Genomic DNA, 22195 nt, shown 5'->3' with positions numbered 1-22195 from the left:
TTTAGCTTCTCATCATGAGGAGTCAGAGGGGGATTTTACGCAGAACGGCGGAAAAAATGACAGAAAAAGATATTTTGTATCACCAATGATGCGATTTAGCATACAAAATGTTAATAACCTCGTTGCGCATATTCACGGCATAAATTTTTATGACCAAATGCTGGCAAACGTTTGCTTTTGGTCTACAGTCCGATAAAATTCCCGCTTTGCCACCTTGGGATTGCTTGTGATGTCCGTTAACACCGCAGAGTCAGAAAATGCGCAACCGGTTGCGCATAAATCAGCTAGCGAATTAATCTACCGCCTCGAAGATCGTCCACCGCTACCGCAAACCCTGTTCGCCGCCTTCCAGCACCTGCTGGCGATGTTTGTCGCGGTGATCACTCCAGCGCTGTTAATCTGCCAGGCTCTCGGTCTCCCGGCACAAGATACCCAACATATCATCAGCATGTCGCTGTTCGCCTCCGGCGTCGCTTCCATTATTCAGATTAAAGCCTGGGGCCCCGTCGGCTCCGGATTGCTTTCCATTCAGGGTACCAGCTTCAACTTTGTCGCCCCGCTGATCATGGGCGGTACCGCGCTGAAAACCGGCGGCGCCGACGTCCCCACCATGATGGCCGCCCTGTTCGGCACCCTGATGCTGGCCAGCTGCACGGAAATGGTCCTCTCCCGCGTCCTGCACCTGGCGCGCCGCATCATTACCCCGCTGGTCTCCGGCGTGGTGGTGATGATTATCGGCCTGTCGCTGATTCAGGTCGGACTGACTTCCATCGGCGGCGGCTATGCGGCGATGGCCGACCACACCTTCGGCGCGCCGAAGAACCTGCTGTTGGCGGGCATCGTGCTGGCGCTGATCATTATTCTCAACCGCCAGCGTAATCCCTATTTGCGCATCGCTTCGCTGGTGATCGCCATGGCGGCGGGCTATCTGGCGGCGTGGTTCCTCGATATGCTGCCGGCCAATACCGCCCCGACCAACAGCAGCCTCATCACCGTGCCGACGCCGCTCTACTATGGTCTCGGTATCGACTGGAGCCTGCTGCTGCCCCTGATGCTGGTGTTTATGATCACTTCCCTGGAAACCATCGGCGATATCACCGCCACCTCCGACGTCTCCGAACAGCCGGTTTCCGGCCCGCTGTATATGAAACGCCTGAAAGGCGGTGTGCTGGCTAACGGCCTCAACTCCTTTGTTTCCGCGGTCTTCAACACCTTCCCGAACTCCTGCTTCGGCCAGAACAACGGCGTGATCCAGCTGACCGGCGTTGCCAGCCGCTACGTCGGCTTTGTGGTGGCGCTGATGCTGATCGTCCTCGGCCTGTTCCCGGCGGTGAGCGGCTTCGTGCAGCACATCCCTGAGCCGGTGCTCGGCGGCGCTACGCTGGTGATGTTCGGCACCATTGCCGCGTCCGGCGTGCGCATCGTCTCCCGTGAGCCGCTGAACCGTCGGGCGATCCTGATTATCGCCCTGTCACTGGCGGTGGGCCTCGGCGTGTCGCAGCAGCCGTTGATCCTGCAGTTCGCCCCAGACTGGCTGAAAAACCTGCTCTCCTCGGGGATTGCCGCCGGTGGTATCACAGCCATTGTTCTGAATTTAATTTTCCCGCCAGAAAAAGCCTGATCTGACGCGCTCCCGGTCGTGCTATCGGCCGGGACGCTCTCCACGACCTGCCTCATCACGGAAATAAACCACGCCCGCCTTGAGAAGTGCGCCTAAATCGGGCATAACACGGTTATGTGCATCTCACAGAATGGAAGACCATGAAATTTCTTGGAAAGCTGATTCTCTGGCTGCTAGTCGCTCTGCTGCTCGTCATTGTTGGCGCATGGTTTCTGCTGCAAACCCACTGGGGCGCCCGCCAGGCCAGCGCCTGGCTCAGCAATGGCACCGGCTGGCAGGTCTCCTTCGATGCGATGGAACACGATTTCTCCTCCCCTCTTCATGTGCAGTTGCAAAACGTCACCTTTGGCCGGGAAGGCAAGCCGGCCACCCTGGTGGCAAAAACGGTCGATATTGGCTTCAGCACCCGCCAGTTTAGCGATCCGCTGCATGCGAATGAGATAGTCCTTAACGACGGCACCCTGAATCTGTCTCCCCACTCCGCGGCCCTGCCGTTCGCTGCCGACCGGCTGATGTTGCGCAATATGGCCTTCAACAGTCCGGAAACCGGCTGGGCGCTTAGCGCGCAGCGCGTCACCGGCGGCGTCAGCCCATGGGCGCCGGAGGCAGGCAATGTGCTGGGGAACACGGCGCAGATCCAGATGAGTGCGGGCTCGATGACCCTCAATGGCGTCGAAGCCAGCAACGTCCTGATTCAGGGTAAGATTGATCATGGCGAGGTCACCCTCTCCACCCTCGGCGCCGATGTCGCCCGCGGCACCTTAACCGGCAATGCAAAACGCAGCGCTGACGGCAGCTGGCTGGTGGATAACCTCCAGCTCAATGAGATTCGACTGCAAAGCGCCTCATCGCTGGCCGACTTTTTCGCCCCGCTGACCACCGTCCCCTCCCTGCAGATTGGCCGCCTGGATATCACCGACGCCCGCCTGCAGGGGCCGGACTGGGCGGTAACCGACCTCGACCTGAGCCTGCGCAGCCTGACGCTCAGCCACGGCGGCTGGCAGAGCGAGGACGGCACGCTGTCGATGAACGCCAGCGAATTTATCTACGGCTCGCTGCACTTCTTCGACCCGATCCTGAATGCTGAATTCTCTCCCCAGGGCATTGCGCTGCGCCAGTTTACCTCACGCTGGGAGGGCGGCATGGTGCGCACCTCCGGCAACTGGCTGCGCGCCGGTAACGCCCTGGTGCTCGACGACACCGCCTTCGCCGGACTGGAGTACACGCTGCCGGCGAACTGGAAACAGCTGTGGATGGAGCCAATGCCGGCCTGGCTGCAAAGCCTGACGCTGAAAAAATTCAGCGCCAGCCGTAACCTGATCATTGATGTGGACCCTGCCTTCCCGTGGCAAATTACCGCCCTCGATGGCTATGGCGGCGAGCTACAGCTGGTGAAAAACGGCAGCTGGGGAGTATGGAACGGCAGCGCGACGCTGAACGCCGCGGCGGCGACTTTTAACCGGATAGACGTGCGCCGCCCGTCACTCAAGCTGAGCGCGACGGCGTCTACGGTCAATATCACTGAGCTTAGCGCCTTCACCGAGCGCGGCATTCTGCAGGCCACCGCCGCGGTATCGCAGCTACCCCAGCGCCAGGTTAATCTCAGTCTGAACGGCCGCGGCGTGCCGCTGGGTATTCTGCAGGCCTGGGGCTGGCCTTCGCTTCCCATTAACGGGGACGGCAATCTCCAGCTGACCGCCAGCGGCAGCGTGCGGGCCGATGTCCCGCTCAAACCGACGGTTAACGGGCAGCTCAGTGCGGTAAATATGGAGAAACAGCAGGTGGCGCAAACGATGCGCAACGGCGAGGTCAACACCGCGCCCGCCGCGCCGCAGTAAACTCCCCCTCACCCTGGCCCTCTCCCCCACGGGGAGAGGGAACACTTCCCGGCAAAACTCCGCTCTGGCTACTCCCTTTCCCTTTCAGGGAGAGGGTTGGGGTGAGGGTCCTGAAACCTGTGTGCAATAAGCGGCTATCTGTACCTATTTAGCGCAACAGGTTCCTTTCAAATATCAGAATTGCTATAACCAAATTACTGGAAGTCGATAAAAAAACCGCTCCCTGTACCTACAAAAATATAAAAGGATCAATCATGCCTGAAATACGTCAGCGTATTCTGGAGAATATGCAAAAATTCTCCCGGGCCATGATCGGCGCCGTATTGTTCTTGCCGGTCATTGGCTTAATTCTGGCCCTCAGTTCAGTATTAACTAATCCGACATTAATTGCTGAAACCAGTTTCTTACACCAGCTTGGGCAAATGCTCGGCGACACCTTTTGGCCTTTATTTGGCAACCTCGGCTTATTATTTTGCGTCGGCATTAGCTATGGTCTGGCAAAAGATAAAAAAACCGAAGTCGCGCTGGTTTCAGTGATGTGCTTCATTATGTTCCTTGGCGCCAATCACTCCTGGCTGGAACACACCCACGGACTCGCCGAAAAAATTAACGGTGAATATTATGGCACCGGACAAACCCAGCTGCTGGGCTTTGTGGTGGTGGATATGGGCGTTTTCCTGGGCATTATTCTCGGCTGCACGATTGCGTGGGTGCACAATAAAGTCTCTGCCATTGAACTGCCTGGCGCGCTGTCGATGTACGGCGGCGCTAAGCTGACGCTGGTGGCGATGACGCCGGTGGTTATCTTCTACGCCATCGCCTTTACCTGGATTTGGCCCTTTATGACCCATGGCATCTCCGCCCTCACCGGTTTTATGAAAAATGCCGGGGTCGCCGGGGTCTTCGTCTATGGCTTCTTTGAAAAATTTCTTATCCCGACCGGCCTGCATCATTTCGTCTGGTCCCCCTTCCAGCTCACCCAGATTGGCGGCACCCTGAACGTGGACGGTCAGGTGGTCTCCGGGACCCAGGCCATTTTCCTCGCTTATATGCGCCATCCCGACCTGACGCCGGTCATGAACGACGCATTACGTTTTTCGCAGCAAGGGATGACCACTATCTTTGGCCTGGCGGGCGCCTCGCTGGCGTTCTACCACACCGCGAAGCCGGAGAAGAAAGTGATGGCGAAGGCGATTCTGCTGCCGGCGATTATCACCTCGATGCTGACCGGTATCACCGAACCGATCGAGTTCACCTTCTTATTTGTCTCGCCGCTGCTGTGGGTGATCCATGCGACGTTAACCGCCGCCTCGCAGGCCATTTGCGACATCTTCACCGTACGTCCCTGGGGAGCATCGGGCCTGATCGAGTTTCTGATCTATAACCTGCCGCTGCCGGTCTCCTTAACGCGCTGGCCGGGCTATGTCCTTATCGGTATCGGCCAGTTCGCCGTTTACTACGTGATTTTCCGCACCCTGGTGGTGAAGCTGAACCTGAAAACGCCGGGCCGGGAAGATGACGAGAACGTGAAGCTTTACAGCAAAGCAGAGTACCGCCAGAAAGTCGCGCAACCACAGTCGGTCACCGATGACATTATCCGCGGCCTCGGGGGCAAGGCGAATATTCTCTCCGTCGATAATTGTTTTACTCGTCTGCGCGTGGCTGTGCGCGATATGGCGCTGGTTGATGACGCGCAATTAAAAAATACCGGCGCCAATGGCATCGTACGAAATCGTAATGAAGTTCAGGTTATTTATGGCGTAAAAGTGGGACAGGTACGTTCCCGGGTTGATAACTGGTTAGCAGAAAATTAATGAGGAGTTTGTATGAAATTAACCGTATTAGGCGGGGGCGGCGTTCGCTCTGCATTTTTAGCGAAATCTCTGGCCTATAACGCTCATCGCATTGGTTTAACAGAAGTGGTTTTTCTCGATAACTCTGCTGATAATCTGGCGATATTTGGCGAAATTGCCCGCTATGTATTTAATACTATTCGCCCGGATATTCAGTTTAGTACCACTACCGACCCGGTCGCGGCGCTGCAGGATGCGAACTATATCATTACCACCCTACGGGTTGGCGGTGACGAAAGCCGCATTCGCGACGAACGCATTGCGCTGCAGCATAACACCCTCGGCCAGGAGACCACCGGCGCCGGCGGCTTCGCGATGGCCATGCGCTCGATCCCGGCGATCCTTCGCTATTGCCGGCTGATCGAAGAACATGCCGCCGAAGACGCCATTCTGTTTAACTTTACTAACCCGTCAGGCCTGGTGACGGAAGCGATCATCAAGTCCGGTTTTAAGCGCCGGGTCTATGGGATCTGCGATGCTCCCTCCGAGCTGATTCGTGAACTGCCAGCGATCCTTGGTTGTGAGGAACACGACCTCAGCGTGGAATGCTATGGGCTGAACCATTTCTCATGGTTTACCCACTTCACCGTACGCGGGGAAGAGGTGACCGAACGGCTGATCGCCAGCCCGGAACTGTACCAGAAGACGGCGATGCAGTACTTCTCCCCGGAGCTGGTGCGGCTTTGCGATAATCAGCTACTCAATGAATATCTCTATTATTACTACTATCGAGAGGTGGCGCTGAAGGCGATTCAGGAGGCCGGCGAGACGCGCGGAGAGCAGATCGCCCGTATCAATCAGGAGATGCGCGAAGCGCTGCGCACCGTGGATGCCAGAACGCAACCGGAAGCCGCTTTCACCATCTGGATGCAGCATTACCTGCGCCGGGAAAACAGCTATATGCAGAATGAGTCGCAGCAGGAAAAATTCCACACCCGCGAACCGCTGACGCTGCGCCAGTTTATCGAAGAGCCGGACACCGGCGGCTATGCCGGGGTGGCGCTGGATATTCTGGAAGCGGTGAACAGCACCACCACCAAGCGTATCGTGGTATCGATCCAGAATAACGACACGCTCGACTTTTTGCGCCCTGACGACGTGATTGAGATCAGTTGCGACCTGAGCCGGGAGGGCCTCAAGCCGGTGACGCCGGTGAAGGTGCCGGCGGCGCAGAAGAATATGATTTCCTGCGTGAAGGAGTATGAGCGGCTGGCGGTGGCGGCAATCCTGCAGCAGGATAAATCGCTGGCGGTGCGGGCGCTGATGGCGCACCCGCTGATCGGTTCATATTCGCTGGCGAAAACCCTGGTCGAGGCCTACCTCGACGATGAGCAATTCGCCGCCTGGCAGTAACCCGCATTGCCGATGGGATCCCCCCGCTCGCGCTGCGCTTAGCGGGGCTACGAACGGAGCGGTTTGTATTTTATGTAGGTCGGGTCAGGCGTAAGCCACCACCCGGCAAAATAGCCGCATCACCCGGTAGCCCGGATAAGGCGCAAGCCGCCATCCGGGAACTCCCCCCGCTCGCGCTGCGCTTAGCGGGGCTACAGCCCACCCGATTGAGTAGCCCGGATAAGGCGCAGCCGCTATCCGGGAACTCCCCCGCCCGCGCTACGCTTAGCGGGGCTACAGCTCACCCGATTGAGTAGCCCGGATAAGGCGCCAGCCGCCATCCGGGAACACCCCCCGCTCGCGCCGCGCTTAGCGGGGGCTAACTATTGCTACGTACGCTGGTAAACCACATCTTCAATAGTCGCTCAAAGCCTAAGATGCAGTAGCCGAAAAACGGATTGCTCCAGTAAATATCATCATCGAACTTCTGCGGGTCGTGAATAATAAACGCCGTATCCGCAGCCTGCGCCAGCGGGCTTTGATAATCGCCGGTAAAGCAGACCAGATTAATCTCCTTCCCCTCCAGGGCCTTCACCCAGTTAAGCGCCGAGCTGCTGCGCCCGGATTTAGAAATTATCCAGATGGAGTCGAAGCGGGCGGCGTTTTTCTGTTCCAGGATTTCGTAATCCGGCCACAGCGCCAGGCTCGCGTTGACGCCGGTGACGAGGAACTTGTTGTAAATATACTGGGCGATCAGCTGTGAAAAGCCGCTGCCGTGGATCAGGACGCGCTGCTGCGCAAGGCTTGCCAGCAGCGGCGTCAGCGCTTCTTCCGGCTGAACGCTCATGTAGTCGATATCGTTGGTGACATCGAGCTTCGGCATGGTGATATTGAACTTGATGAAATAGACCAGCTCCAGCCAGCCGCTGAACTTCAGTTTCTTCGCCAGCCGGACCAGCGAAGAGGGATTGCTGTAGCACTGTTCGGCCACAGCGCGGACTCCCTGGCGGATACACTGCTCCGGGTCGTTCTGAATAAAGCGCAGCACGGTCATTTCCGTTTTGCTTAGCTTCACGTCACGAAAGATACTTTCTAAATCCATGGCAGGCTCCTCTCAGCGGCAGAATACGCTATCACCTGAGGGAAACCAGGTCTGTGGGATGGCTCTCAACGTCATTGCCGGTATTCACTGCACAGCAGCCATTTTGCGGGTTCATCTTCCTCGATTGAGGGAAAACGCCCGCCGGCCTCAAGAAAACGATTATCCGTACGATCGTCATTAACCATCGAGATTTCCCAACCCATCACCATCCCTTTTTCGGCCCAGAAGCGATGATAGAGGCGCACCGGTATACAGACACTCTGTCCTGGATGTAGCACCAGCGTTTCAGCGGGTTTCAGCGTACGCCGGCAGCCATCGATCGCCACGCTAACGGGACGCTGATGATCTAACTGTTCGTCCTGTGTCGCCCAGGCCAGTTGCATACAGAGGTCGCCGCCGCCACGGTTAATAATGTCCTCCATTTTGTGGTAATGAAAATGCCAGGGCGTTTGCTGATCTGGCTGAATCTGCAACATTTTTTCCGCATAGGGTTTGGCGTAACGCGGGTCGGATAATGAACCGTTGCGTAACGTCAGCAGCGTCAGGCCCGTTTCGCGAAAGCAACCGCTACCAAAATCCGTCACATCCCATCCAAGCTGTAAATCCTGGACTTCATGCCAACCTTCACGCCGCTTTTGCGGCCAGCATGATGCCGTAAAGTGAGCAAATTCCGGCAGGCTGATACGAAAAGTTTCGGCCATCGCCAGCGCTTTATCTATTGCATAGTTAATCTGGGAACGTTTCATGGTTTTACTCCGCTTCGCACGGCAAGCCAGGCGGCGCCGCGCATACCGCTACTGTCGCCATGCCGCGCAGAAATAATAGGGGTGGAAAAATGGTCGGTGAAGACAAGCGGGGCGACCACCGAGGGTAAATCCGCCACCAGCTGCGGCGCGTTGGATAAACCGCCGCCCAGCACAATCACGCCGGGATCGATGATATTGACGATAGTCGCCAGCGTCCGCGCCAGCTGTTGACGAAAGCGATGGACCTGATGGCAAGCGGCGGGTTCTCCCACCTGCGCGCGGGCAAGAATCTGCTCGCTCGACAAAGACTCTCCACTTAGCAGTCGATAGCGTTCACATAGCCCCGTTGCGGAAATAAAGGACTCCACACAGTTAAACCTGCCGCAATAACAGCGTGTCGGCGGCCCATCCTCCTCAGGAGAATAGCCGGGCAAGGCGATATGCCCGCACTCTGCGGCAATACCTGAGGCGCCGACGAAAGGTTGCCGCTCCAGGGCAATTCCGCCTCCGCAGCCGGTGCCTAACGTCATGCCGAAAACCGATGGAAACCCTTCCCCCGCGCCATCGCATGCCTCTGATAAGGCGAAACAATTGCCATCGTTGGCTAACACCACCGGCTGACCGAGCGCCTGTTCAAGCGCATCCTGTAAACGATAGCCGTTAATCACCTGAATGTTGGCGTTACGAATGGCGCCATGCTGTGGCGAAACGCTACCCGGCAACGCGATGCCAATAGCCATCGGCGATCCCGTCCGCGCGCGAATATCGGCAACGAAATCCACGATGCACGACATAAATGCCTGACGGTTTTCTTTCCGTGTTGCGCAGCGATAACGCCCCCGCTCCCGTCCCTGCTCATCCATCACGACGGCGGCGATTTTCGTCCCACCAACATCCAGTCCGAGGTAATTCATCTTTGCCTCCTGCCGATTGGAAGGCGGGTACGCCCGCCTTCCGACTGGGTCAATACAAGCTTGCTTTGCCGGTGGAACCAAACAACTTCATTTTGTGGCGAATAACTTCACGTGCGGCAGTAATCGGTTCCGGATAAATCACATTCGGATCCCACCAGCTCTCTTTAGTCAAAATTTCACGTACTTTCAGGAAGTAGGCGTGTTTCATATCGCTGGAGATATTGATTTTCCCAACGCCGAGCGTGACCGACTCGGCGATTTCCGCATCCGGATTGGCGGACCCGCCGTGCAGCACCAGCGGGATCGACACCCGTCCGGCAATATCGCGCAGGATGTGCATCTGCAGTTCAGGTTGCATCCCTTTTGGATAGATGCCGTGCGCGGTACCAATCGCCACCGCCAGGGTGTCGACGCCGGTGCGAGTGACAAAATCCTGCGCCTGCGCCGGGTCGGTGTAGGTGACTTTCGATACCCCACCCTCTACCGACGTTCCCGTCTGGCCGATGGTCCCCAGTTCACCTTCAACAGAAACGCCAACCGCATGCGCCAGCCTGACCACTTCCTGGGTTAAAGCGACGTTTTCTTCGTAGGGCAACAGCGACCCATCGATCATCACCGAGGTAAAACCGCACTGGATCGCACGCAGCACATGCTCCACCGACGCGCCATGATCGAGATGCAGTGTAAATGGCACCCGGCTACGCTGAGTGATGTCCCGCACGTAGCTAAAAAAGGAATCGCCGACAAAATCGTGCTCGCTGGGGTGAATGGAAATGATCGCGGGGGTATTTGTCGCTTCCGCCTCTTCCACGACGGCGCGAATAAAGCAGCTGTCCGCAACGTTAAATGCGCCGATGGCAAAGCCGTGTTCACGAGTCGGTTTCAGTATTTCTTGCATGGAAACTAACATGGTCTTCTCCAGTTTCAGGGTGTAGTTCGCCCTGCCAGGGCGAATATGCGCTGGCATAAAGGGCGTGACTGATAAGTAAATCAGGCGCGGTTCATGGCGCCGGACGCTTGTAAGTAAGGGATGATAGCTTCAGCGCTGGCGTGTTCCATCACCGCCATGGCATCGGCCAGTTCAATAGAGCTGTCATGGCAAAGGGTGTGGAGGAGTGCGGCTTTACCGGCCTCAAATACCGCCGCGCCGACATTAATCTTCGCCACGCCAAATGCCGGGCAGCGGGCAAGCTGATCAAATGGCGTACCGCTGCCACCGTGCAGCGCTAAGGGCACCGAAGAGGCTCGCTGCACCTGCGCCAGACGGTCAAAGTCCAGCGCGGGCGTCACCCCAAGCGCATACATGCCGTGGGCCGTGCCGACGGAGACCGCCAGTAAGTCGATACCGGTTTGCTCGATAAACGGAGCGACGTCCGCAGGTTGCGTCATCAGGTCGGCATTTGTCGCAGAGTCATAGCGCGGAGCATCCGCCAGATGCCCCAGCTCCCCTTCAACGCACAGCCCGACGCTGGCAGCCAGCGTAGTCACTTCACGGGTCTGGCGGATATTTTCCGCAAGTGGAAATGCAGAAGCGTCAATCATCAACCCGCTGAATCCAGCGCGAAAAGCCTGGCGGATCTTCACCGGTTCTTTCCCATGATCGAGACTCAAGGTCACGGGAACGCTGGCCTCTTCGGCAAGGGTCCTGGCCACCGCCATCGCCGTCGCTGGCGGGAAATGCGCCAGATGGCCCTGATAGAGATTGAGAATAATCGGCGCGCGGTATTTTTCCGCCACGCGTACCGCGGCGCGGGCGCTCTCCAGATTCATACAGTTAATCGCCAGCAGGGCATACTGTTCACGCCAGGCTTTCTCAACCATCTGCTTCATATCGGCAAACATAGGGCCTCCGTTTACTCAAGGGTAAAGGTGATTTCATCATCGGCGACCTTTTGGTCGCTCAGTTCATCAAACTCTTCATCACGCTCCGTGACCGGTTTTTTCCACAGCGACAACATCACGCCACAGATAACCGTCCCAATCGCCAGCGCCAGACAAAACAACAGCGGATGGGTGAACAGCGGCACCACAAACATCCCTCCATGTGGAACCGGACTTTCCACACCCCAGGTCATAATCAAGCCGCCAGCGACCGCCGAAGCCACGACACAGGATCCCACCACCCGCAGCAGATCGCGGGCCGCGATAGGGATCACCCCTTCGGTGATCATGCAGATACCCATCGGGAAGGCGGCCTTAAGCGCTTCACTTTCGGCACGGGTATATTTATGACGGGTCAGCAGGAAGGACAACGTAATACCGAACGGCGGGATCATGGAGCCGACAAACTTGACCGCCTCCGGCCCATAGACCCCGCTCACCAGCAAGCCATCGGCGAATAACGACATGGTTTTATTCACCGGCCCACCAAAATCAAAGGTGGCCATCGCGCCAAGAATGGCCCCCAACAGGAATCGTGAACCGCCCTGCATCGATTCCAGCAGATGAATCAAGGCCTCCTGCAACCAGGCAATCGGCTTGCCTATCAGGGTCATCATCAACAGTCCGCTGATAATGGTGCTTAGTACCGGCAGCACCATAATGGGCATCAGCCCTTGCATTGATTTTGGCAACCGCACGTAATGCTTTAACAGAAGCACCGTGTAGCCCACCAAAAAACCGCCCAGCATCCCGCCGATAAAACCGGTGTGGATCTGCCCGCAGACAAAGCCAACAATCAGTCCTGGCGCAAAACCGGGTCTGTCGGCAATGGAATAGGCAATCGCCGCACAGATGAGCGGGACAATGAGCCCCATCCCCCAACCGCCGATTTGATTCAACATCCACGGGATGGTGCCGACGTTCTCGGCGACATTAGTACCGCCTAATATCTGACCGAGGGCAATACAGATCCCGGCGGCAACAATCAGCGGTATCATCCATGAAATACCCGTTAACAAGTGCTTTTTAATTTCCTGCGAGACAGGTGGTTTATTCTCACTCATGGTAGATCCCTCCAGAATAAGGATCAGGCATTCGCTAAGGATTTCTCGACCTTTTCGATGAACTGAATCGGTGACTTAATAACGACCTCCGTTTTCACGCGGACAATTCGTTTGTTTTTAAAACGCTCTTCGCCTTTAATTTTCACATCAACGGCAAGAATAACGACATCGGCGGCAGCAATATCTTCGGTTGTCAGTTCATTCTCAGTACCTATTGTTCCCTGAGTTTCAACTTTGACATTGTGGCCCAGCGCTTTCGCGCCTTTCATTAACTTCTCACGTGCGATATAAGTATGAGCAATACCCGCCGTACAGGCGGCAACACAGACAATATTCATCTCAGACTCCAATAGTTATTGTTAGTAAACATCCGATTCAGCATATTGACTAAAGAGATCAATAATCTTCTGCGGACTGGTTTCTTCGAGCAATTGCGCAATAATGTCATCATCGGCCAACGCTCCAGCGACCTGGGAGAGTAAGCGGATATGGGTGGTATTTTGATCTTCCAGACGGACGGCAAATAAAATAATGCAACGAACCTGACTTCCATCGAGCGTTTCCCAGGCAATATCCTGGCGAGTACGGCCAATGGCGAGCGTAGTATTCAGCACCGCAGATGATTTCCCATGAGGAATAGCGATGTGATTTTCAAATCCGGTCGAACCTTCCGACTCACGCTGCCAAACATCCTTAATAAACGTTTCTCGACAGCTTATGGCCCCATCTTTCTGCAGCAGATCGGTTAATTCTTCAATCACCTCCGCTTTAGTCGTGGCCTTCATATCCAGCAATACACGCTTAGTATTTAAAATTCGGCTGATGTCCATATTATTTACCTCATGGATATAAAATTTCATTGCTGGCAGTTGACGTTGCAGCATGGTGTAATTTCTCAGTGATCACTTTTTCTGTTACCCGCTTAATATCGGCATCGTTAAAAAAAGCCGTTACATAGACTACCGGTAGCGCAATCTCCGGCAGATGAATGGTTGAAATGACCAGTTCAATATCATCCTGTCGCTGTAGCGTATGTAAACTACCCGCAGGCAGTACGCCGACGATGGTCCAGTCGGGAAAGGCCCTGAGGACCCGGCTTTTCAACAGATGCGAAGTACCAATCCCGGTCGAACACACCAGCAGTACCCGCTTTCTGGCCACCTGCCTCTCCATTGCAGCCTGGAAATGGACAGTTAAATAACCCACTTCATCTTCCGATACCGCGTTCTCGCCCCAGGCGGCAAATACCTGATTCACCACCCGCAGAGTTAATGGCCACACCTCCGTTAATTCGCCTTTGATATCTTCAAGCAACGGATTACGGATATAGATACGATAATTCAGTCGGTTGAGCAGTGGCTTGATATGAATGAGCAGCCCTTCATATAACGCGGTGTCATGCGTCAAATCGATATCAACCACCGAGGAAAACAAGGCGATCAGCCGGGAGGTGATTTGCCGGGCCTCATCGCTGGAGCGTATATTGCACAGCATGCTGATATCATCACGCTCTTCCACCAGCATGCCGGACGAAATAATGTATTGATAAATAAACCAGCTTTCGTCCTCTGGTAAAGGATGGGCAATGCGGGCCTCAATTTTTTTCAGCATATTCTGCGCGATACGAAAGATGGACTCATCAAATAACGGATGTCCCTGTTCGCGGCGCGGTAACGCATTACCTCGAGTGATGCGATACATCATAATCAGGATATGGGTGAAGATATTGACGTAATACGGCTCGCCCAGCGACCAACTGAGTTTACGTTCCATATCCTGTAAAAGTGACTGCACAAAGATGACATCTTCTTCACCGAAATAATGCACTAAGGCTTTATAGCTACCGCTATCCAGACGGGAGTGAATAATATTCCCTGGCTCATTATGGTTAATAACACCATTAATTAATAAAGCCATGGCCTGGCGAACATGTGATTCACTCCCCTCAATATGAGTACCGCTCTGACTACGAATGAGCACCAGACCCAGTGGTCTAATCCATGATTCGATCACTTTTAAATCATTCACAATCGAGGCGCTACTAATAAAATAACGTTCTGACAATTTACTGATCGACGTTTCACGCGGCGTTTCACTTAATAACTGAGAAGCAATTTTCACACGCCGGGAATTATTCATCATGGCATCTGTATCATCGCTTTCGCTACTGAGCAACTGGTCTAGTTGCAACAGATCGGCGACGTTATCAGCCAATAGCATGACACCAGCGCCGGCACGTTTATCAATACTGATTTTCCAGTCAGAGAGCCATTGTTCGAGAAAACGTAGGTCACGCTGAACTGTTTTTTCTGAAACATTCAGGTGTTCAGCTATTTTCAATAACGTAACGTATTCTCGTTTAGGCAAGAGAAATTTTAATAATCTGTTCTGTCGCGAGGTAACCATTTGCATTATTTACCCTTATTGCATAGCAGATTAATGCCAATAAGACATCGCTATACGACGCGATCTCCACGAAAATCATTGAGGATAAATATAGGGAGAGAGGGAGTAAACAACAATACTAAATCGTGTCCGGACATCCGGACAGAAATAAGACAACCCGGAGAAAGAAAGAATATTTATAAGTCAGATCACACTTTTGCAATAAATATACGTGATAACGATCTCAAATTCGCCGAAGAATAACTCCCGCAATATGCTGCGGGAGTTTTTTATTTACAGCGTAATCGTCAACGTATTGCCCTGAGCGCTCACCACCACACCCCATTCGCTGCCAGCCTGCGTACCGCCCTGCACGCCCGCGACCTGCGGGATATTGCGCAGACACAGCGTCCAGCCGCGGGCCTCACCTTCGCCGCTCACGGCGATGGTGTTGCCCTGGCGTATAGCCTTCAGGGTGAAGATCGTCGAACCGTCGGCCGCCGGAACGTCACAGCGTGCCTCGCGTCCATCCTCGAGCTGGAACAGCTGGAAGGCGGTGCCCTCATGCCAGGCATAATCGGGTTTCTGGTCGTTGTTGCCCAGCGCCAGCAGGGTGTTGTCGCGAACGTAGACCGGCAGGCTCAGCGCATCGTGATGCTGCTTATGCCAGCGGCTACCCGGCAATTCATCGTTATGCCACAGGTGCGTCCAGCGCCCTTCCGGCAGATAAAACTGCACCTCGCCCGCTTCGGAGAACACCGGCGCCACCAGGACCGAATCGCCGAGCATATACTGACGGTCGAGATAGTCGCAGGCCGGATCGTCCGGGAACTCGAGCATCATCGCGCGCAGCATCGGCGTACCGAACTCGTTGGCCAGCGCCGCCTGGCGATAGAGATACGGCATCATACGGCATTTCAGCTGCGTGAAGTGGCGCACCACGTCGCAGGACTCTTCGTCGTAGGCCCACGGCACACGATAGGATTTGCTACCGTGCAGGCGGCTGTGGCTGGAGAGCAGGCCAAAGGCGCACCAGCGCTTATAGACGTGGGCCGGCGCGGTGTTTTCGAAACCGCCGATATCGTGACTCCAGAAACCGAAGCCGGACATGCCGATCGACAGCCCGCCGCGCAGGCTTTCCGCCATCGATTCGTAGTTGGCGTAGCAGTCACCGCCCCAGTGCACCGGGAACTGCTGCGCGCCCACCGAAGCGGAGCGGGCGAACAGCACCGCCTCCTGCTCGCCGACGGTCTCTTTCAGCACCTTCCACACCAGCTCGTTATAGATGAAGGCGTAGTGGTTGTGCATTTTCTGCGGATCGGAACCGTCAAACCACTGCACGTCGGTCGGGATACGCTCGCCGAAGTCGGTCTTGAAGCAATCGACCCCCATCGCCACCAGGCCTTTTAACTTGTCGGCGTACCACTGGCAGGCTTCCGGGTTGGTGAAGTCATAAATCGCCAGCCCCGGCTGCCACTTATCCCACTGCCACAGCGAACCGTCCGGGCGCTTCAGCAGGTAGCCCTTCTCTTTCAGCTCCTTGAACACCGGCGAGCGCTGGCCGATGTACGGGTTGATCCACACGCAGACCTTCAGCCCTTTCGCCTTCAGGCGCTTGATCATCCCTTCCGGGTCCGGGAAAGTTAGCGGATCCCATTCAAAATCGCACCACTGGAAGGCCTTCATCCAGAAGCAGTCGAAGTGGAAGACGTGCAGCGGCAGATGGCGCTCGGCCATGCCGTCGATAAAGCGATTCACCGTCGCTTCGTCATAGTTGGTGGTGAACGAGGTCGTCAGCCACAGACCGAACGACCATGCCGGCGGCAGCGCCGGGCGACCGGTGAACTGCGTATAGCGGTTAAGCACCGCTTTCGGCGTCGGGCCGTCGATCACGAAGTACTCAAGGTATTCGCCCTCAACGCTGAACTGGACTTTAGAGACTTTTTCCGAGCCCACCTCGAAGGAGACGCGCTGCGGATGATTGACCAGCACGCCGTAGCCGCGGTTGGTCAGATAGAACGGGATGTTTTTGTAGGATTGTTCGGTGCTGGTGCCGCCGTCCTCGTTCCAGGTTTCTACCGTCTGGCCGTTGCGCACCAGCGCGGTAAAGCGCTCGCCAAGGCCGTAAACGGTTTCGCCGACGCCGAGGTCGAGACGCTCGAACATGTAGTTGCGCTGTGTCTTACTATCCTGCACGTAGCCGTTGTTTTTCAGCTGGCTACCGGTGATACGCGCGCCGTTGCGCAGAAAATCCAGCGCCCAGAATTCACCTTTCGTCACGCGCACGCTGAGGCTGCCGCTTTTCAGCTCGGCGAACTCGGCCGTATTTTCTATTTCGACATGGACGTCTTTCTGCACGTTCAGCGGATAGTGCGGGCCGTTATCCAGCGCGCCCTGGAAGTGCGCCATGCGCACGCCGATTATCCCTTCCTGAGGCGAGAAAAAGCGCAGGGTGAACAATGGCGTATCCAGTTGCCAGGCGCGTTCACGGACATCGCGCGGCGCGGCATAAACCACCATTTCATTCCCCTGCTGCTCCACCTCGTAAACCTGTACGGGTTGGATCAGGTTGAGCCCTGGTTGAATGAGCCAATTTCCATCACTGATTTTCATTAAAGCGTCCTCTTAGTTTTGCCATTCTTTGTCGATCGGGGCTGCCGTGAATTCTTGTTCGTTGCGACGCGCGCCCTCGGCCAGCTCGGCCATCATTTTTTTCAGGAACGGCGTTTTCAGCGTGTAGTAGCGTTTGGCGATCACCGCGCTCAGCAGGTAGCACATCGCCGGAACGAGGGTGAACAAGGCGATAATGATGGTGAGGGTGGCGCCGTTCTGGGTTTTGGCGGCGGCGTCATAGCCGCCGCCGGCCAGCATCCAGCCGATCAGCGCGCCGCCCAGCGCCAGCCCCAGCTTGAGCACAAACAGGGTGCCGGCGAAGCTGATGCCGGTAAGGCGTTTGCCGTTGCACCATTCGCCGTAGTCGACGGTGTCGGACATCATCACCCACTGGATTGGGGTCACCAGCTGGTGCAGTACGCCAATGACGAAGATAAAGGCGAACATAGTGATTTCAGCGTCCATCGGTACGAAGAACATCGCCACGCTAAGCACCGCCAGGAGGGCGTTGGTCCACCAGAAGACGCTGACTTTGCATTTCCAGTCGGTCAGCGGTTTCGCCAGCGCCGAGCCAATCAGGTTGCCGACGCAGTAGGTGGTGAGGAAGACGGTGAACAGCGCCGCCGAACCCATGATCCAGGTGGTGTAGTACATCATCGCGCCGCCGCGAACGCAGACCGCGAGGATATTGAGGATGGTGAGCACGCCGACCACCCGCCACTGGTCATTGCGCCAGATATCGCGCAGGTCTTCACGCATCGAGGTGCTGCTCGGCGGCGCTTCGACACGCTCTTTAGTGGTGAAAAAACAGAAGGCCAGCATCAGGAAGGCAATGACTGACAGCACCGCGATGCCCCCCTGGAAGCCGAGCGCTTTATCTTCGCCGCCGATAAAGTTGACCAGCGGCATCATCAGCACGGTGGAGAGCATGCCCCCCGCCGTCGCCAGCACGAAGCGCCAGGACTGCAGCGAGATGCGCTGCGTCGGGTTGTCGGTGATCACGCCGCCCAGCGCGCAGTAGGGGATATTCACTACGGTGTAGAGCAGGGTCAGCAGCGTGTAGGTCACGGCGGCGTAGATCAGCTTGCCGTTGTGGCTTAAATCCGGCGAGCTGTAAGCCAGCACGCAGACGAGGCCGAACGGGATAGCGCCGAAGAGGATCCACGGGCGGAACTTACCCCAGCGGCTACGGGTACGGTCGGCAAGCAGGCCCATGCACGGGTCGGAAATCGCATCCAGCGCCCGCGCCAGCAGGAACATGGTGCCGACAAAGCCGGCGGGGATACCGAAAATATCGGTGTAGAAAAACATCATGTATAACATGACGTTATCAAAAATGATGTGGCTGGCGGCGTCACCCATACCGTAGCCAATTTTCTCTTTGACGGACAGAATATGATCTTTCATTTGCGCACTATTCCCTTAGCGGCACCGCGGATTGGTACCGGTTACGATTTTTGTAAACCTTTGCCGCAGTAAGATGAATTGCGATATCTCGTTATCAGATTACGTTTCTTGTTTTCTGTGATCGTGGTAGGGAATCAGCGAGTGAAAAAGTGTAACTCACGGATTTTGTGAGGATTTGTCCAGGACTGTTCTGTAAAGTCCAGTTTTAACAGTAAAAAAGTGCGTTTAGGTATGTGGTAAACGGCTGAAAGTAGCTATAATGCGCCCCGCCTCCATGTAGCAATCGAGGCGCGGAAGATCGTCATCTCCGGTGAGGTGGCTGGACTTCAAATCCAGTTGGGGCCGCCAGCGGTCCCGGGCAGGTTCAACTCCTGTGATCTTCCGCCAGTTTGCCTCTGCTCCCCAACAGCCACGCCATACCAACCTGAGCCCCCCCAAACTCATCATCCCAGCCAATCATTTTCATCCAAACCCTGCGTTATTTTGTCTCTCGCAAACCCGTTACACTGGCGCGGTGGCCGCGTGCCGTTGCCAACCGAAACAGGAGAGCCATAATGACCCCCGAACTCAGACACTGTTTTTCCATTACCATCCAGGTTGATAAACCGATAATTGTCTCCCGCAGCCCGCAGACCGGTAAGCGCCAGCTGATCCCGATTGTCGGCGGCAGCGTCTCGGGTCAACTTCGCGGCCACGTGCTGCCCGGCGGCGTCGACAGCCAGATAATCGAACCTGACGGCACCTGCAGGCTGTCCGCCCGCTATGCCCTGCAGGTGGCGGAAGGGACAGTCTATGTGGAAAATAACGGCATCCGCCGGGTGCCGGCCCAGTATCATGACCAGCTGTTCGCCGACGATATGCGCTTTTTTAGCGATATTCCGCCAGAAACCATCTATTTTCGCACTGTTCCCTCCTTCGAGGTGGATACCCCCGCGCTCAGCTGGCTAACCACCTCGCTGTTTATCTGCTCCGGTGGACGAACCCAGGATGGCGTGATGCTCGATTTCTATCAGGTGGGCTGATTTTCACTTTCTGCGTATAACTGTTATTGCCGTTAGCCCGTTTTTCCCCTTCCGGCAGCGGTCTACGATGGCGTCCTCTCTTCCTTTACCCGAATCGCAGACCGGAGCAGTTATGAAAGCTATCGCTATTACTCAAGCCGCCGCTGACGGCAACAACATCCCTTCTTTAACCGAGATCGACCTGCCGGTTCCCACCGCCCACGGGCGTGACCTGCTGGTCGCCGTGAAAGCCATCTCGGTCAACCCGGTGGACACCAAAGTGCGCGCGGGATTCCAGGGCGACACGCCGCGGGTGCTGGGCTGGGACGCCGTTGGCGTGGTGCAGTCCGTCGGTGAGGAGGTGACGTTGTTCGCCCCGGGTGATGAGGTCTGGTACGCCGGCGCGCTGGGCCGGGCCGGCAGCAACAGTGAATATCAGCTGGTGGACGAGCGCCTGGTGGCGCACAAACCGCGCACCCTCGATAACGCCGCTGCCGCCGCGCTGCCGTTGACGGCGATCACCGCCTGGGAGCTGCTGTTTCACCGTCTCGGCGTTAAGGAAGGCGGCAATGCGGGCGACACGCTGCTGATCGTCGGCGCGGCGGGCGGCGTGGGGTCAATCCTGACCCAGTTGGCCAGCAAACTGACCGCCATGACGGTGATCGGCACCGCCTCGCGTCCGGAGAGCCAGCAGTGGGTCCGCGAGGCGGGCGCGCACCATGTGATCGATCACAGCAAGCCGCTCGCCAACGAGCTGGCGCGCATTGGCATCAGCGCGGTGACCCATGTCGCCAGCCTGACCAACACCGAGCAGCACTTCAACGCGCTGATCGACGCCCTCGCCCCGCAGGGCAAGCTGGCGCTGATTGATGACCCGGAGACCCTCGACGTGGTGCCGCTGAAAGCGAAAAGCCTGTCCCTGCACTGGGAATTTATGTTCACCCGTTCAATGTTTGAGACGGATGATATGATCGCCCAGCATCAGTTGCTCACCCGCGTGGCGGCGCTGATCGACAGCCACACGATCAAAACCACCCTCGGCGAACACTACGGCGCCATCACCGCCGCCAATCTGCAGAAAGCGCATCGCCAGCTGGAAACCGGGCGTGCCGTCGGCAAGATTGTGCTCGAGGGGTTTTAAGATGATATCGCTTATCGCCGTGCTCAAGGCGAAACCGGGCCAGACGGACGCCCTGCGCCAGGCCCTGCAGGCGCTGCTCCTGCCGACGAGACAGGAGCCGGGCAACCTCGACTACGCCCTGTTTCAGCTGCGCGACGCGCCGGACACCTTCTATATGCGCGAGGCGTGGCAGGGACAGGACGCCCTCGATGCGCATGTCGCGATGCCCTATTTTCAGGCGTTTATGACGCAGATGGAGTTCCTGCTGGCTGAGCCGCTGCGGCTGGACTACCTGACGGCGATTGAGCCTTAGCAGGTTCGATTCACGAGGGGTGGGAAAATCACGCCCCTCCGCCGCACGGGCTTAAAAGTGGGTGGGAAGCGGGTGAGCGATGGTCCTCAGCACACCGCGATGGATCGTAATATAGTCACCTTTACGCAGCTCCGACAGAATCGACATAATGCGGCTACGCGACAAGTTGGTACGGCGCTGAATAAAGCTCAGGACGTTGATTTGGCGACGATATGCCTCCGGATAGTCCGCCAGCTCTGTTAGCAGGGTTCGCACCATCAGGTAAGAATCCACCCCCATCATCTCCTGCGAACGCATGCATAACACCATCAGCCGCTGCGCCAGAACATGGGCCATCTCCTGCCACAAGTTTTGCGCATTGAGGATCTCGACCGCGGCCTGATGCCCTATCCAGTGTCCGCGCAAATCTGTCTCAGCAAACAGAGAGCAGTGGTGTTTTTCCGGAATACCGTTAAAGACGCCGTAACCATCGATTAATCCCAATAGCGAAGGGGAAAATATCGTTGATATCACCATGTTGTTTTCCGCATGGCATAGCGAGGCAATCCCCTCTTCGAGCAGAATTAATCCGGATTCAGCCTGGGTAGGCGGAAAACGATAATAGGTCGATCGCGGCAGCGCAAAGGGCGAGCTGGCGGTCAGGAACGCAGATAACAGGGATTCCACCGCGAATAACGGCTTTGTTTGTCTTCCGTAATAAAAAGACGGTAACGCCTGGTCAGTAGAGAGGCTGGCTGCAGGTATCGACATGGTTTTATGCCATCGGTCAGGTTGAAAAAGTGATTCGTTGAGAATCATAGTATCAACAGGTGAAATAACGAATAAAAGACAAGACGTTACGGGGATAAAAAGAGTGTAAGCATCATTATCTGCAATAACTATTTATCTTTATTCTACAGGAATAAATAATACTATTTGCCGTAAATACCTATAAGGCTTAGCGGCTATAAAGATAAGGCCACCTTATTATTTACTGCGCTGGCTAACGCCGCGCCTGAGGGTTTC

General features: G+C 56.1%; 19 protein-coding genes and 1 tRNA gene. 8 read left to right on the top strand and 12 right to left on the bottom strand.

All coding sequences use genetic code 11. The features are described 5' to 3' along the window. Positions 1-229 precede the first annotated feature (229 nt). From CWM61_RS06665 to CWM61_RS06650, 4 genes are all read left to right on the top strand, one after another. The gene (locus tag CWM61_RS06665; RefSeq protein WP_008806808.1) at positions 230-1621 is read left to right on the top strand and encodes a nucleobase:cation symporter-2 family protein; all 1392 of its coding nucleotides are present in this window, start codon (positions 230-232) and stop codon (positions 1619-1621) included. A gap of 140 nt (positions 1622-1761) precedes the next feature. Further along, on the top strand, positions 1762-3459 hold the full coding sequence (locus CWM61_RS06660) for an AsmA family protein (protein WP_100630958.1): 1698 nt from the start codon (positions 1762-1764) through the stop codon (positions 3457-3459). A 254-nt stretch (positions 3460-3713) separates the two neighbouring features. Beyond that, entirely contained in the window at positions 3714-5273 is a 1560-nt protein-coding gene (locus CWM61_RS06655; protein ID WP_100630957.1) for a PTS transporter subunit EIIC, read from the top strand. Positions 5274-5285: 12 nt separating this feature from the next. Further along, positions 5286-6665 (top strand): glycoside hydrolase, encoded by a 1380-nt coding sequence (locus CWM61_RS06650; protein WP_100630956.1) that lies wholly within the window; start codon positions 5286-5288, stop codon positions 6663-6665. 358 nt (positions 6666-7023) lie between these two features. On the opposite strand, the gene CWM61_RS06645 is transcribed toward CWM61_RS06650, so the two are convergent. From CWM61_RS06645 to CWM61_RS06595, 11 genes are all read right to left on the bottom strand, one after another. Further along, positions 7024-7746 carry a MurR/RpiR family transcriptional regulator gene (locus tag CWM61_RS06645; RefSeq protein ID WP_100630955.1) on the bottom strand — a complete coding sequence of 241 codons (723 nt, stop codon included), beginning with the start codon at positions 7744-7746 and terminating at the stop codon, positions 7024-7026. A 71-nt stretch (positions 7747-7817) separates the two neighbouring features. Continuing rightward, positions 7818-8492: a D-lyxose/D-mannose family sugar isomerase gene (locus CWM61_RS06640; RefSeq protein WP_100630954.1), complete on the bottom strand. Its 675-nt coding sequence runs from the start codon at positions 8490-8492 to the stop codon at positions 7818-7820. Beyond that, positions 8489-9406, bottom strand: a complete 918-nt coding sequence (locus CWM61_RS06635) for an ROK family protein (RefSeq protein WP_074386935.1) — start codon at positions 9404-9406, stop codon at positions 8489-8491. The genes CWM61_RS06640 and CWM61_RS06635 overlap by 4 nt, the downstream gene beginning before the upstream one ends. Before the next feature lie 49 nt (positions 9407-9455). Continuing rightward, positions 9456-10316: a ketose-bisphosphate aldolase gene (locus tag CWM61_RS06630; RefSeq protein ID WP_074387090.1), complete on the bottom strand. Its 861-nt coding sequence runs from the start codon at positions 10314-10316 to the stop codon at positions 9456-9458. Between the two features lie 80 nt (positions 10317-10396). Then, positions 10397-11248, bottom strand: a complete 852-nt coding sequence (locus tag CWM61_RS06625) for a class II fructose-bisphosphate aldolase (RefSeq protein ID WP_074386934.1) — start codon at positions 11246-11248, stop codon at positions 10397-10399. Between the two features lie 11 nt (positions 11249-11259). Beyond that, the gene (locus CWM61_RS06620; protein WP_074386933.1) at positions 11260-12351 is read right to left on the bottom strand and encodes a PTS fructose transporter subunit IIC; all 1092 of its coding nucleotides are present in this window, start codon (positions 12349-12351) and stop codon (positions 11260-11262) included. Positions 12352-12374: 23 nt separating this feature from the next. After that, positions 12375-12689 (bottom strand): PTS fructose transporter subunit IIB, encoded by a 315-nt coding sequence (locus tag CWM61_RS06615; RefSeq protein ID WP_015369119.1) that lies wholly within the window; start codon positions 12687-12689, stop codon positions 12375-12377. Positions 12690-12710: 21 nt separating this feature from the next. Further along, positions 12711-13181 carry a PTS sugar transporter subunit IIA gene (locus CWM61_RS06610; protein ID WP_074386932.1) on the bottom strand — a complete coding sequence of 157 codons (471 nt, stop codon included), beginning with the start codon at positions 13179-13181 and terminating at the stop codon, positions 12711-12713. Between the two features lie 10 nt (positions 13182-13191). After that, positions 13192-14763, bottom strand: a complete 1572-nt coding sequence (locus CWM61_RS06605; RefSeq protein ID WP_100630953.1) for a BglG family transcription antiterminator — start codon at positions 14761-14763, stop codon at positions 13192-13194. Positions 14764-15030: 267 nt separating this feature from the next. Then, positions 15031-17349 (bottom strand): alpha-xylosidase, encoded by a 2319-nt coding sequence (yicI, locus tag CWM61_RS06600; protein ID WP_100630952.1) that lies wholly within the window; start codon positions 17347-17349, stop codon positions 15031-15033. 12 nt (positions 17350-17361) lie between these two features. Continuing rightward, entirely contained in the window at positions 17362-18756 is a 1395-nt protein-coding gene (locus tag CWM61_RS06595) for a glycoside-pentoside-hexuronide family transporter (protein ID WP_100630951.1), read from the bottom strand. Positions 18757-19048: 292 nt separating this feature from the next. Between CWM61_RS06595 and CWM61_RS06590 the strand changes: the two genes are divergently transcribed. The 4 genes from CWM61_RS06590 (at position 19049) to CWM61_RS06575 (ending at position 21190) form a co-directional block, all read left to right on the top strand. Next, positions 19049-19143, top strand: a tRNA-Sec gene (locus tag CWM61_RS06590). 167 nt (positions 19144-19310) lie between these two features. Next, positions 19311-19778, top strand: a complete 468-nt coding sequence (locus CWM61_RS06585) for a DUF3237 domain-containing protein (RefSeq protein WP_074386928.1) — start codon at positions 19311-19313, stop codon at positions 19776-19778. 112 nt (positions 19779-19890) lie between these two features. Continuing rightward, the gene (locus CWM61_RS06580) at positions 19891-20898 is read left to right on the top strand and encodes a zinc-binding alcohol dehydrogenase family protein (RefSeq protein ID WP_008806800.1); all 1008 of its coding nucleotides are present in this window, start codon (positions 19891-19893) and stop codon (positions 20896-20898) included. Position 20899: 1 nt separating this feature from the next. Next, positions 20900-21190, top strand: coding sequence for a putative quinol monooxygenase (locus CWM61_RS06575; RefSeq protein ID WP_074386926.1), 291 nt, complete (start codon positions 20900-20902; stop codon positions 21188-21190). A 51-nt stretch (positions 21191-21241) separates the two neighbouring features. Here the strand turns inward: CWM61_RS06575 and CWM61_RS06570 are convergent, their stop codons facing one another. Then, positions 21242-21940: a winged helix-turn-helix transcriptional regulator gene (locus tag CWM61_RS06570; protein WP_100630950.1), complete on the bottom strand. Its 699-nt coding sequence runs from the start codon at positions 21938-21940 to the stop codon at positions 21242-21244. Positions 21941-22195 lie beyond the last annotated feature (255 nt).

The sequence above is a fragment of the Klebsiella sp. K-Nf6 genome (genome assembly GCF_002806655.1).
Classification (GTDB): domain Bacteria; phylum Pseudomonadota; class Gammaproteobacteria; order Enterobacterales; family Enterobacteriaceae; genus Klebsiella; species Klebsiella variicola.
This window is presented reverse-complemented; position numbering and strand designations above follow the sequence as displayed.